Raw genomic sequence first — 12,964 nt, 5'->3', positions numbered from 1 at the left:
TAACTTGGGCGTGAGCCCAAGTTAAGGCCCGAAGGGCCGGCCGGAGCCAAAACTCGCCCGGCACGCTGGGCGTGGTCCAGTAGGGCCAGTTTCGGCGTAGGCTAACTTGGGCGTGAGCCCAAGTTAAGGCCCGAAAGGGCCGGCCGGAGCCAAAACTCGCTCGGCACGCTGGGCGTGGTCCAGTAGGGCCAGTTTCGGCGCAGGCTAACTTGGGCGTGAGCCCAAGTTAAGGCCCGAAAGGGCCGGCCGGAGCCAAAAAGGTAGTAACGGGCCCCTGGGCCTGGAAAGGCCCTGAGGCCCGACCAAACGTAGTACCTGAAGAAAACTTTTCCCCACCGGCCCGCGGCATTTCGCCGATAGAAGAGCTGGAAACCCTGCGGCATTGCCGCAATTAGATTCATAAAGGAAGTCATCATGCGTCACCGTCACGGTCTTCGTAAACTCAACCGCACCAGCAGCCACCGCCTGGCCATGTTCCGCAACATGGCCGTCGCGCTGCTGACGCACGAAGCCATTAAGACCACCCTGCCCAAGGCCAAGGAACTGCGTCGCATCGTCGAGCCGCTGATCACCCTGGGCAAGGAACCCACGCTGGCCAACAAGCGCCTGGCGTTTGCGCGCCTGCGCGATCGCGACGTGGTGGTCAAGCTGTTCGCCGACATCGGGCCCCGCTTCAAGGAGCGCAATGGTGGCTACACCCGTATCCTGAAGATGGGTTTCCGCCAGGGCGACAATGCTCCCATGGCCTACATGGAGCTGGTCGACCGCGCGGCCCCCGCTGAGGCGGAAGAAAAGGCCGAGTAATCACCGAGACTGCGCGCCGGTGCCGGATGGGGTATTCCGCTGACGCGGGTGCCCTGGAAAAGCACCGTCGCGGAAAGCCCGGCCGGACGGCGCTGCGGCCCGTCCGGACTATGGTTGGTGGATACGAATCCCCATGCGGCGCGAGCCGGATGGGGATTTTTTTATCGCGCGCGGGCGCGCCGTGGCCCGAAAGCCGACCGGCACGCCTCCCGGCCTTGGAGGCGAACTTACTCGGAGGCCCCCAGTATGGCCTTGACCTCGAGGTATTCCTCGAATCCGAACACGCCGAACTCTCGCCCGTTCCCGGATTGCTTGTAGCCGCCGAAAGGCAGGCTGCGGTCGAACGGCGCGCCGTTGATGTAGACGCGCCCGGCGCGGATGCGGTTGGCGACTCGCCGCGCCCGCGCGGGGTCGCCGGACTGCACGAAGCCAGCCAACCCAAAGGGCGTGTCGTTGGCGATGGCGATGGCCTCTTCCTCTGTGTCGTAACTCATGATCGAGAGGACCGGACCGAAGATTTCTTCCTGCGCGATGCGCATCCGGGAGGTGACGTCCCCGAAGACGGTCGGACGGACGTAATAGCCGCGCGCAAAGCCTTCGGGCTTCCCAGTACCTCCGGCAACCAGCGTGGCCCCTTCGTCGATGCCTGACTGGATGAGGGCCTGCACTCTGTCGTACTGCGCCTTGCTCACCAAGGGCCCCATGGTGGTGGCCTGATCGAGCGGGTCGCCGAGGCGCGTGGCTGCGATGGCTTCGCGCGCCGCATCGAACGCCGCCTGACGCTTGGCCCGAGGGACGAGCATGCGGGTGGGCGATTGGCAGTTTTGTCCGCCATTCGTGTTGCAGGCGTGTACCCCGGCGATGACGGCAGCACGCAGGTCGGCGTCGTCCAGGATGATGTTCGCGGACTTGCCGCCCAGTTCCTGTGCGACGCGCTTGACGGTATCGGCGGCGAGCTTGGCTACCCTGATGCCGGCCGCAGTGGACCCGGTGAACGAGACGAAGTCGACGTCGGGATGGGAGGCGATCGCTTCTCCCACGGTTGGCCCGTCACCGTTGACGAGGTTGAAGACCCCCGCGGGCAGGCCGGCCTCGTGGATGATCTCGGCGATCATCATGGCGCTCAGCGGCGCGATCTCGCTCGGCTTGAGGACGACGGTGCAGCCGGTCGCGAGCGCGGGCGCCACCTTGGAGGCCACTTGGTTCAGCGGCCAGTTCCACGGCGTGATGAGACCGCACACGCCTATCGGCTCGCGGCGCACGATGCCGTTGCCCATGCGCACTTCGAACGGATATTCCGCCAGCACGCGTGCGGCTTCCTCGAAATGAAACAGCGCTACGGTAGCCTGTCTTTCCGTCGCGAAGGTGATGGGCGCGCCCATCTCCAGGGTCATCATCCTGGCCAGGTCGGGCAGGCGCGCGCGGAATCCTTCGATGATCTTCCGCAGCCATCCGAGCCGTTCCTCGACGCGGGTTTCCGAATAGCTCGCAAAGGCACGCTTGGCTGCCGCGACTGCGCGATCCACGTCCGCCTTGGAGCCTAGGCTGATCTGTGCAAACGGCTCTTCGGTGGCGGGATTGACGACGTCCAGGGCGGAGGGCGCGATGGGATCGACCCAGGCACCGTCGATGTAGAACTTCCGGTTTTCCATCTTGCTCCTACTGTCGATGGCGGCGCGCGGTTGCACCGCCTGGTTGGCGCGGCCGGCCCCTCAGGGCCGGCCGGCATGCGCTACTCGACCGAGATCTTGGCCGCCTCGACGATGCGTTTCCATTTCGCTGCTTCGGATGCCATCTTTTGCTGCAGCTGCGCAGGCGTGCCGGAAAGCGCCGACATGCCCAGCGAAGCCAACTTGGCCTTGCCCTCGGACGAGTTGGTGTATTTGTTGATTTCCTCGTTCAGCGACTTGACGACGTGCCCGGGAAGGCCGGCCGGGCCGATCAGGGCGCTCCAGACGGTAGCTTCGAGCGGAACGCCCTGCTCGTTGGCGGTGACTAGCTCCGGCAGGCCGGAGAACCGGTTCGCGGCGGTCACGGCCAAGGCCCTGAGCTTGCCGGCCTGGACCTGGGGCGTGAGCGAGGTCACCGGTGCAGAGACGCCCGCCACCGAACCGCTCAGCGCGCCCGCCATGGCCGGCGCGTCGCCTTTGTACGGAATGGATTGGAATTGGGCGCCGTTATTGATGCGTAGGTACTCGACGGCCAGGTGTCCGATGGTACCGTTGCCGGGGTTGCCGATGCTCAGTGGCTGCGGCGAGGACTTGCTCAGGGCGATGAGCTCCGCGAGGGTATTCGCCTTGACCGACGGGTTGACGGCGATCATCAGGGGGATTTCTCCCACCAGCGCGATCGGCGTCAGGTCTTTTTCCGGGTCGAACGGCATGGGGTTGTACAGAGACTTGTTGTTGGCCAGCGGTCCCGAGGTCGCCAGTCCGAGGGTGTAGCCGTCTGGCGCGGACTTGGCCACGAAGTCCACGCCGATATTGCCGCCGGCGCCAGCCCGGTTCTCGACGATGAATTGCTGCCCGTAGCGGTTGGTCAGGTGTTGGGCGACCTGGCGCGCGACCAGGTCCGAGCTACCTCCGGGGGCGAACGAGGCAATGATGCGAACGGGTTTGCTCGGCCAGTCGCTCTGGGCTTGCGCGACACCCGGAAGGAGCGGAAGAATTCCTGCGGTCAATGCCAGGGCGCGGGAAATGGCGGCCATCTTCATGGGTTGTCTCCGAGTAGTTATAGTTTGTGCAGTCTCCTGCGTATCGACTGGCCGGACAACGGTATTTTTTGGAGTTTTCGGCCACAGAAATTGACGCATTGCATCGGAAGCCGGTGCGCGCTTCCCGCAATACCTTGCGTGGAGTTTCCCGTGTATGGTGATGCGCAAAGCCGACGATGCCCACGGAAAGGAGCCGCCATGGCCCGTCTTGCCGCCGAAGATTTCGACCCCGCCTTGCTCGAGCTCTACGACTATTACGTCCATGGCCGCATATCCCGGCGGGAGTTCCTCGATAGGGCCAGCGTATTTGCGGTGGGTGGGCTCACCGCAGGCGGACTACTCGCTGCGCTGAGCCCGGACTATGCGCTGGCCCAGCAGGTATCTTTCACCGACCCGGACATCGTCGCCGAATACATCACCTATCCTTCGCCCAAGGGGCATGGCTCGGTGCGCGGCTACCTGGTGCGTCCGGCGAGGATCGCCGGCACAGTGCCGGGCGTGGTGGTCGTGCACGAGAACCGCGGATTGAATCCCTATATCGAGGACGTCGCACGCCGGGTCGCCAAGGCCGGGTTCCTGGCCCTGGCGCCCGACGGCCTGAGTTCGGTGGGTGGTTATCCAGGTAATGACGACAAGGGCCGCGAGCTGCAGAGCCGGGTGGACCCGGCCAAGCTCATGAATGATTTCTTCGCCGCCATCGAGTTCTTGATGCGGGGCGATTTGACGACCGGGAAGGTCGGCATCACGGGATTTTGTTATGGCGGCGGCGTGGCCAACGCGGCGGCCGTGGCGTACCCGGAATTAGCGGCCGCGGTGCCGTTCTACGGCCGTCAGCCCCGGCCGGAAGACGTGTCCCGCATACGCGCGCCGCTCCTGCTCCACTATGCCGAATTGGACAAGGGCATCAACGAAGGATGGCCGGCGTACGAGGCGGCACTCAAAGCCTCGGGCAAGATTTACGAGGCATACATTTACCCGGGCGTGAACCATGGGTTCCACAACGATTCGACCCCGCGCTACGACGAGGCGGCCGCGAAGCTCGCGTGGGAACGCACCATCGGGTGGTTTCGCCGCTACCTCATCCCGCAAGGATCGTAAGCGGGCACACGCTCAGTGCGCCGACAGCCGGAGCAGCAGGCTGACGAGTTCCCCTTGCCGGTGCGTGCCGGTCTTGGCAAAGAGTGCGCGCAACTGCGTGCGGGCCGTGCTCAACGCGACGCCTTGGCTTTGCGCATATTCGGCCAGGCTGCATCCTGCTTGCAATCGCGCGGCTAGCCGTGACTCGGCGCGGCTGAACTGGAACAGTGCGGCCACCCGTTGCACTTGCAGCGCGGCATCCAGGACGCTGACGGCGACCAGCGGCCGCGCTAGCGGATTCCCGGGGTGATCGTCCGGCAGCGGGGAGACGAGTATTTCCGCACCGCCGGCTGACGACGGGCCGATGCGCGTTCCGCGCGCCGGCGCGGTTCGGCCCAGGGCGTCCGCGATGGCCTGGGCCAGGCGTTCGATCGGGGCATGCCGGGGCTCGAGCCGCCCCGCGCGTTCTACCAGCGCGCCGTCCGCTAGGGCGCTGTAGCGTTCTGCTGCGGCGTTGCGGTACGTCACCCGCCGTTCTTCGTCGAGCAGCCACAGCGGCGTGGGGAGGCTGTCGAGCAGGCGGTTCCGCTGGGCCAGGCTCTCGCGCAGGGGAGCCATGGCTTGGAACATCCGCCCCGCGCGCTTCAAGTGGGGCGCGATGCGGACGAGCAGTTCGTCGTGCACCGTTTCCGGCTGGACGCCTATGGCCGTGAGCAGCGCAAGGTAGACCGGCGTGCCTTCAGTGCTCAATTGGATGGAGGCGCGGTCGTCGAAGCCGTAGGCGAGCTGGAATTCCCGGTAGTAGGGGTGGTTGGCCACGACCTCGTTGCCGAGGTCGCGCTTGTCGTGGCACCACTGTCCTGCCTCGTGGGAGGCGATCCAGGGGCGGACGGGATCGATCTTGCCGTAGCGGTCGTTGTAGGCTTGAACGGCGGCGGGATCGCATTCGACGGACGCCATGACGGTGGCTTGCGCCCGGCCAGGGTTGCCGACGGCCATGGCTCCGCACTGCCGACCGCTCGCCGCGACCAGGCTTGCCAGGAGGCCGGACCAGCGGGATGCGTCGAGCACGCTTTCGTAGCACCGCTCGATCAACGCCTCGTAGGTTTCCAGGGTAGGAGTGCTGCCCATCGCGAGACCTCGAAGTACATAAGTAACATTATGTTACTTATCCGGCCAAGAAGCAACTCATTTTTACAATGTTGCCTCGCGGTGGCCGGGGCACGCGATCGGAACGGGGTACGGCTCGACAGGGTACTATTCCTGCATGAGCACCCCCGCGTTGCAAGTCCGGGCAATCTCTCCGGCCCCTGATGCCGAAACCGCTTTACGGGTCGAAGGGCTCGAGAAGCGGTATGGCGACCGCGTGATCGTAGGCGGCTTGTCCTTCCAGATCGCGCGCGGCGAGTGTTACGGTTTGCTCGGCCCCAACGGTGCCGGGAAAACGACCACGCTGCGCGCCGTACTGGGCTTGACGCCTATCGACGGTGGCGTCATCCGGCTGCTCGGATACGACATGCCGGGGCAGGCCCGCCGCGCCCGGGCGCGGGTCGGCGTGGTGCCGCAGATCGATAGCCTCGATCCCGACTTCACCGTCGAAGAGAATCTGCTCGTGTTCGGGCGTTATTTCGGCTTGCGCGATGCTGAAATCCGTCGCCGTATTCCGGGCTTGCTCGATTTCGCGTCGCTGGCTTCCAAGCGCAAGGCGCGCATCAATGAATTGTCCGGGGGCATGAAGCGGCGGCTGACGCTGGCGCGTGCGCTGGTCAACGATCCTGAATTGATCGTGATGGACGAGCCCACCACGGGGCTCGACCCCCAGGCGCGCCACCTGATCTGGGAGCGCCTGAAGGCCTTGTTGGCGCAAGGCAAGACGATTCTGTTGACCACGCATTTCATGGATGAAGCCGAGCGCCTGTGCGATCGCCTGGGCGTCATCGACCATGGCCGCATGATCGCCGAAGGCGCCCCGCAGGAGCTGATCGCGCGCCATCTCGAGCCGGAGGTGGTGGAGGTCTACGGCGAAGATGCGTTGGGCTGGCTCGAGCGCCACCGGGCAGGCTTGCCGGGGAGGGTGGAGGTCAGCGGCGCAACCATTTACTGCTACACCTCCGACCCGGCTCCCGTCCTGGACTCGCTGCGGCAAGGGGGCAGGTTGCGTTACCTGCACCGGCCGGCGAACCTGGAGGATTTGTTCTTGCGCATCGCCGGCCGCGACCTGCGCGAAGGAGCGTGACCGTGCGGGAGAACAGTCGGGCCGCGGCAGGGCGCGGCATGTGGGCGTTGCCGCGGCCGGGCATGGGGTGCATCCCGGTGCTTCGGCGCAATTTCCTGGTATGGCGCAAGACCGCCCTGACCACCATTCTCGGTGACGTCATGGATCCCATGGTAATGCTGCTTGCGCTGGGCTATGGACTGGGCAGCCTCCTGCCCGGGGTCGAGGGCGTTCCGTATGTCACTTTCCTGGCTGCCGGGTCCATTTGCATGGGCTCGCTCTATGCCGCGACGTTCGAGGCGACCTACAGCACCTTCTCCCGGCTGCATATCCAGCGTTCCTGGGACGCGATGCTCAATACGCCGCTTTCGCTCGACGATGTCGTGCTGGCCGAAGTCCTCTGGGCAGCAGCCAAGAGCATGAAGAGCGGCATCGCCATCCTGCTGGTCGTGATCGCGCTCGACATCTCGCGCGCGCCGACCTTGGCCTGGGTTCCGCTCGTCGTCGCGCTCATCGGGCTCTCCTTTGCCGCCCTGGCGCTAGTGATGTCCGCGCTGGCGAAAAGCTTCGACTTTTTCCTGTATTACTTCACGCTTGGTGTGACCCCTATGGTCTTCCTGTCCGGCGTATTCTTCCCGGTATCGCAGTTGCCTGACGGGCTTGTGCACGTTGTGCGCCTGTTGCCCTTGGCGTCGGCCGTGGAGCTGGTCAGGCCCTTGGTGCTGGGACGCGTGCCCGAGCAGGTCTGGCCGCAGGTGTTGCACCTGGCGGCCACGGCCGTGGCCGCGACTTGGCTGGCAACCGCCCTGATGCGGCGGCGCTTGTTGCGTTGACCCGGGAAATGGAGAGATCGAGGAGATTATGATGGCGCACTCGCATCGTGCCGACGACGCCGTGCTCGTCTTGAGCAATGCGCCGGACGCGGAAGCGGCCCGGCGCATTGCCTCGCATCTGGTGCAAGAGCGGCTGGCGGCCTGCGTGAACGTCGGCGCACCGGTGTGGTCCATCTATCGATGGGAGGGAAACGTGGAGTCCGCCGACGAGGTTCCGCTTTTCATCAAGACCACGGCCGCCCGCCTGCCGGCCGTGCAGGAGGCGATTGCCCGGCTGCATCCGTACGAGGTGCCCGAAATCATCGCCGTGCCGATAACCGAAGGATTGCCGGCCTACCTGGATTGGGTCAGGCAAGAAGTACGAGACTGATGTCCATGTTCCGCTTCATTGCCGCTCTCGGCTCCCGCTTCGGGCGGGTGCTGGCCTGCCTGCTGTGGCTGGGGTTTGCCGGCCTGCCGGGGACGCTGCTCGCGCAGGATTTCCTGCCGCCGGAGCAGGCGTTTCGTTTCTCCGCCCGCGCCGTGGCGCCGGACGCCATCGAGCTGTCCTGGCAGATCGCGCCCGGTTACTACATGTATCGCGAGCAATTCCGGTTCGTGCCCGAGCCTGCCGACGTGATGCTCGGCAAACCGCAGTTGCCGCCCGGCCAGGTGAAGTTCGACCAAACCTTCGACAAAGAGGTGGAGACCTATCGCGGTTCGGTCGCCGCCCGTCTGCCGATCCCAGAGGGGACGCCCTTCGGGCTGACCGTGGTTAGCCAGGGCTGCGCCGACGCGGGGCTGTGCTACCCACCCGTCGAACAAAAGATAGGCATCCGGCCGGCTTCGGCGGCTGGCGGATTGCCGCAAATCGACGGTGGCACGGTCGCGCGCTCCGGTTGGTCTGCCTTCGCGCAGGCTGATGACGTCAGCCTGGCGGACATGCTGTCGGGCAGCGGCCTCGTGCAAACCGTTCTGATATTCCTTGGCCTGGGCGTTCTGTTGTCGCTGACGCCGTGCGTGTTGCCCATGGTGCCTATCTTGTCCGCCATCGTGGTGGGAGATGCTGCGTCCGCGGGCCGGCGTCCTCGGCTCAGGGGCCTGGGGCTGGCGGCCGCCTATGTGTTCGGCATGTCGGTGGTCTACACCGCCGCCGGGCTGCTGGCGGCACTGAGCGGCGTGAGCCTGGCCTCGGCGCTGCAGACGCCGTGGGTGCTGGGGACCTTCGCGGTGCTGCTGGCGTTACTGGCGATGGCCATGTTTGACGTATTCACCTTCCAGCTTCCCTCGCGCTGGCAGACCGCCTTGTCGAACCGCGTTTCGCGGCTGCCCGGCGGACGGGTGACGGGCGCGCTCGCCATGGGTGCCGTCTCCGCGCTGATCGTCGGCCCGTGCGTGGCCGCACCGCTTGCCGGCGCGCTGCTCTATGTCTCGCAAAGCGGGGACCTGTGGCTGGGCGGTGCCGCGTTGTTCGCGCTTGCTTGGGGCATGGGCTTGCCGCTGCTGGTCGCGGGCGCTTCCGCCGGCGCCTTGCTACCCAAGGCGGGGCCATGGATGGACGACGTCAAACGTTTCTTCGGCATGCTGCTGCTTGCCGTGGCATGGTGGATGTTGTGGCCCGTGCTGCCGGGGTGGGTGCAAATGGCCGGATGGAGCGTGCTGGCGATCCTGGCTGCCTCCTTGCTGCATGCCTTCGATGCCCTGCCGGCGGGAGCAGGGACCGGCCGCCGCTTGATGAAGGGCGTGGGCCTGCTGTTCGCGCTTGCCGGGGTGTTGCAGGCCGTAGGCCTGGCCAGCGGGGGGCGCGATCCGCTGCAGCCGCTGGCGCATATCGCGGGGCCGGCGCGCCTGCCTGCCGGTGCCGGGCCCGAGCTTGCGCCGCTCGGCGGCTCGGGCCCGGCGACCGGCGGGGACGCGGAGCTCTGGAGTCCGCCGCAAGGCGCCATGTCGAGGCCGGTGGCTGGACCGCCCGTATTCGAGCGGGTACGCAGCGTGGCCGAGCTCGACGCCCTGTTGGCCGCCTCCGACCGGCCGGTCATGCTGGACTTCTATGCGGATTGGTGCGTGTCGTGCAAGGAGATGGAGGCGTTCACCTTCCCGCGTCCCGAAGTGGCCCGCCGCCTCGCCAATTTGCGCCTGGTGCAGGCCGACGTGACAGCCAACAATGCGGACGACCGCGAACTGCTCAGGCGCTTCAAGCTGTTCGGGCCCCCAGGCATCGTGTTTTTCGCGCCGGGCGGCAAGCCGCTGGGGCAGCGCGTCATCGGCTTTCAGGGCGCCGAGCGCTTTGCCCGGGTGCTGGACGAAGTTCTGGCGGCCTCGGCGCCATAGCGCGATCGACGCCGCCCGGCCCGGCGCGCGGCTACAACCGCTCCGTGGGGTCGTCTTCCTTCCTGCCCGCTCGCCATCCTGCCTTGCGCGCCAGCGCTTCGGCGACGCGGTAAGGTCGCGTCTCGATGTACCTGCGGGCGGAAAACCAGGTCCACAGCAAAGCCGCCAGCAGTGCCATGCCGGCAAGCAGCCACCAGAACCCGCCGCGCTCGTGTACCAGCGGGAGATGGTCGAAATTCATGCCGAAGATGCCGGTGATGAGGGTGAGCGGCGTGAAGATGACGGTGACCACCGTCAGGATGCGCATGATTTGGTTGGTGCGGTGGGCCGTGGCGGAGAAGTGGAGCTGCACCGCGTTTTCCACCGATGACTCCATGCGGCGGGCGTGGTTCAGGACCCGGTTGACGTGTTCCATGACGTCATTGATGCGCACCAGCAGCGCATCGCGACGCTGGTCGAACGCCCCCGAGCCCCGCGCGTCTTCGTCAAGGTCCATGGCCGCGTCGCGTAGCTCGGACAAGGCGTCGTACTGTTCCTCGCAAATGCTTTCGAGGCGCCGTAGGACGATGCGGACGTCGAGCAGCGCCAGCCAATTGTGGAAGCGGCCGCTGGGATTGAGCAGCTCGCGCTGCCATCGATCCAGGTGCAGGGTGAGCGGCTGCCGCAGCGCGAGGTATTTGTCGACCATGCCGTTGAGCAACCGCAGCATCAGCTCGGCCGGTCCCGATAGGGGGCGGGTCAACGGCCCGATGGTGCTTTGCAAGCGTTCGACTCTCCCTTCCGGGAGGCGCTCGCCGCGTTGTTCGGCCAGGCGCCGCTTCATCGCTTCGCACGTCGTGCTTGCGCCGTGGCGCACGGAGATCAGCGCCTGCGGCAGCACGAAAAACGCCACAGGACGAGTGCGCAGGTTGGCCATCAGCGGGATCGCGGGCTTGCGGCCCCCCGGCGCAGGCGCATCGGATGGCGGGTCGGCCACGATGCGCCGGAACACCACCATCTCGTAGGTGAGCGTGTTTTCGAAATACGACGGGTGGGCCGGGTTCACCGCATCCTGCAAATGCAAGTCGTGCAGGTGCACGCCGGTCAATTGCTCGATCCGGGCTCGCCAGTCCTCCGGGGCCGGCGCGACTTCCTCGGCACTCGCATCGATCCAGAAAAAACCTTTGCTGGCTGCAAGCTGCGCCGCATTCTCTGGACGGGGCCCTCCGTTCTCCGGGATCCAGAGGACGTCCATGGCTTCAACCCTTCAGCTTGCGGGCCGCGTCGAGGGCGAAATAGGTCAGGATGCCGTCGGCCCCGGCACGCTTGAAGCCTAGCAGGGCCTCCATCACGACTTTGTCTTCGTCGAGCCAGCCGTTGGCGCACGCCGCTTTCAGCATCGCATACTCGCCGCTGACCTGGTAAGCGAAGGTCGGGACGCGGAAAGTGTCCTTGACGCGGCGCAGGACATCCAGGTACGGCATGCCCGGCTTGACCATGACCATGTCGGCGCCTTCGCGCAGGTCGAGCGCCACCTCGCGCAGTGCCTCGTCGATGTTGCCCGGGTCCATCTGGTAGGCCGCCTTGTTCGACTTGCCCAGGTTGGCGGCCGAGCCCACGGCGTCGCGGAACGGCCCGTAGAAAGCGCTGGCGTACTTGGCCGAGTAGGCCATGATGCGGGTGTGGATGTGGCCGGCGGCTTCCAGCGCCTGCCGGATGGCGCCGATGCGGCCGTCCATCATGTCGCTCGGGGCGACGATGTCCACGCCGGCCTCGGCCTGCACCAGGGCCTGCTTGACCAGGATTTCCACCGTGGGCTCATTCAACACGTAGCCGGTCTCGTCGATGACGCCGTCTTGCCCGTGGCTCGTGTAGGGGTCGAGGGCGACGTCGGTCAGGACGCCCAGCTCGGGAAAGCGTTTCTTGAGCTCGGCCACCACGCGCGGGACGAGGCCGTCGGGGCGGATGGCTTCGATACCGTCCGGGGTCTTGAGCTCGGGGGCGATGACGGGGAAGAGGGCCAGCACCGGGATGCCCAGCTCGACGCATTGTTCGGCCACGGGCAGGAGGGTGTCCAGGCTGTAGCGTTCGACGCCGGGAAGCGAAGGCACCGGTTGGCGCAGCCCCGTGCCCTCGGCGACGAAAACGGGATAAATCAGGTCATCGGCCGACAGCCGGCTCTCGCGCACCAGGCGTCGCGTGAAATCGTCGCGCCGCAGGCGGCGCGGCCTGCCGGCAGGAAAGTCGGCGAATACTTCGTGTTGGCTCATTGCTTTGCGTCCAGTGTTACGGCGGGGCGCCGGGGGGCTCCCTGCGCAAGATACCATCGCACCGTCACGGCCGTCACGGTGCGGTCTTCGGCAGCAGCCATCCTTCGATGTGCGCGGCGGCCTCTTCCAGCCCGAGGCGGTGCGTCGCGGAAAACGCGACCGTGTGCAGCGCGCCGATGGCGGCCAGCTCTTTCTTGGCGGCGAATTGAGCCTTGACGCGCTGCCCGTAGGGCAGCTTGTCTGCCTTGGTCAGCAGGGCCAGCACGGGCCTGCCCGAGGGCGCGATCCAGTCCACCAGATTCCGGTCCAGGTCCGTGACGCCGCGGCGGATGTCCACCAGCATCACCACGCCGGCGAGCGAGGGGCGATCGCGCAAGTAGCCGCCGAGCACCTGTGCCCATTGCGACCGGTCTTCCTTGGCCACGGATGCGTAGCCGTAGCCGGGCAGGTCGACGAGGAATCCCAGGTCGCGCTCAGGCTCGAGCGGATCGGGGATGCCGAACATGTTGATCAGCCGCGTGCGTCCGGGCGTCTTGCTCGAAAACGCGAGGCGCTTCTGTTGGGTGAGGACGTTGATCGCCGATGACTTGCCGGCGTTGGATCGGCCGACGAAGCAAACCTCCGGCGCGCCTGGCGCGGGCAGTTGGTCGAGCCGGGCGGCGGAGGTCGTGAAATGGGCGCGATGAAGGATGGACACAGGGCGTCGCGGCGCGGCGAGGGAAGTCAGGACTCGTCTATTGTAAGGCCGGGCCTGGGCCGGCCT

12 protein-coding genes are annotated in these 12,964 nt (G+C 66.3%); 6 read left to right on the top strand and 6 right to left on the bottom strand.

Annotated elements, in window-relative coordinates; all coding sequences use genetic code 11:
• Positions 1–414 precede the first annotated feature (414 nt).
• Complete coding sequence (gene rplQ, locus Q0319_RS11700; protein WP_296466285.1) at positions 415–804, top strand: 50S ribosomal protein L17; 390 nt, start codon at positions 415–417, stop codon at positions 802–804.
• 227 nt (positions 805–1,031) lie between these two features.
• On the opposite strand, the gene Q0319_RS11695 is transcribed toward rplQ, so the two are convergent.
• A complete protein-coding gene (locus Q0319_RS11695) occupies positions 1,032–2,456 on the bottom strand; it encodes an aldehyde dehydrogenase family protein (protein WP_296466281.1) in 1,425 nt (474 codons plus the stop codon).
• Between the two features lie 80 nt (positions 2,457–2,536).
• Positions 2,537–3,517, bottom strand: a complete 981-nt coding sequence (locus tag Q0319_RS11690) for a tripartite tricarboxylate transporter substrate binding protein (RefSeq protein ID WP_299452695.1) — start codon at positions 3,515–3,517, stop codon at positions 2,537–2,539.
• A 198-nt stretch (positions 3,518–3,715) separates the two neighbouring features.
• Here Q0319_RS11690 and yghX point away from each other — a divergent pair, with 198 nt between their 5' ends.
• On the top strand, positions 3,716–4,615 hold the full coding sequence (gene yghX, locus Q0319_RS11685) for a YghX family hydrolase (protein ID WP_299452693.1): 900 nt from the start codon (positions 3,716–3,718) through the stop codon (positions 4,613–4,615).
• Positions 4,616–4,627: 12 nt separating this feature from the next.
• Here the strand turns inward: yghX and Q0319_RS11680 are convergent, their stop codons facing one another.
• On the bottom strand, positions 4,628–5,725 hold the full coding sequence (locus Q0319_RS11680) for a PAS domain-containing protein (RefSeq protein ID WP_296466271.1): 1,098 nt from the start codon (positions 5,723–5,725) through the stop codon (positions 4,628–4,630).
• Between the two features lie 136 nt (positions 5,726–5,861).
• On the opposite strand from Q0319_RS11680, the gene Q0319_RS11675 reads away from it, so the two are divergent.
• Genes Q0319_RS11675 through dsbD form a run of 4 tightly spaced genes read left to right on the top strand, consistent with a single transcriptional unit; the run spans position 5,862 to position 9,952 of the window.
• Positions 5,862–6,830, top strand: a complete 969-nt coding sequence (locus tag Q0319_RS11675) for an ATP-binding cassette domain-containing protein (RefSeq protein WP_299452688.1) — start codon at positions 5,862–5,864, stop codon at positions 6,828–6,830.
• A 2-nt stretch (positions 6,831–6,832) separates the two neighbouring features.
• Entirely contained in the window at positions 6,833–7,642 is an 810-nt protein-coding gene (locus Q0319_RS11670; protein ID WP_296466265.1) for an ABC transporter permease, read from the top strand.
• 28 nt (positions 7,643–7,670) lie between these two features.
• Positions 7,671–8,012, top strand: coding sequence for a divalent-cation tolerance protein CutA (gene cutA / locus Q0319_RS11665; protein ID WP_296466261.1), 342 nt, complete (start codon positions 7,671–7,673; stop codon positions 8,010–8,012).
• Positions 8,012–9,952 (top strand): protein-disulfide reductase DsbD, encoded by a 1,941-nt coding sequence (gene dsbD / locus Q0319_RS11660; protein WP_296466258.1) that lies wholly within the window; start codon positions 8,012–8,014, stop codon positions 9,950–9,952. Before cutA ends, dsbD begins: the two co-directional genes overlap by 1 nt.
• Positions 9,953–9,983: 31 nt before the next feature.
• Here the strand turns inward: dsbD and Q0319_RS11655 are convergent, their stop codons facing one another.
• The 3 genes from Q0319_RS11655 to yihA form a co-directional block, all read right to left on the bottom strand.
• Complete coding sequence (locus Q0319_RS11655) at positions 9,984–11,186, bottom strand: magnesium transporter CorA family protein (RefSeq protein WP_299452683.1); 1,203 nt, start codon at positions 11,184–11,186, stop codon at positions 9,984–9,986.
• A gap of 4 nt (positions 11,187–11,190) precedes the next feature.
• Entirely contained in the window at positions 11,191–12,201 is a 1,011-nt protein-coding gene (gene hemB, locus Q0319_RS11650) for a porphobilinogen synthase (protein WP_299452680.1), read from the bottom strand.
• A gap of 73 nt (positions 12,202–12,274) precedes the next feature.
• A complete protein-coding gene (gene yihA, locus Q0319_RS11645) occupies positions 12,275–12,898 on the bottom strand; it encodes a ribosome biogenesis GTP-binding protein YihA/YsxC (RefSeq protein ID WP_296466250.1) in 624 nt (207 codons plus the stop codon).
• Positions 12,899–12,964: the final 66 nt, after the last annotated feature.

It is taken from the genome of uncultured Pigmentiphaga sp. (assembly GCF_937950555.1).
Classification (GTDB): Bacteria; Pseudomonadota; Gammaproteobacteria; order Burkholderiales; family Burkholderiaceae_B; genus Pigmentiphaga.
Note: the sequence above shows the minus strand (reverse complement) of the source record. Positions and strands in the feature narration are given on the sequence as shown.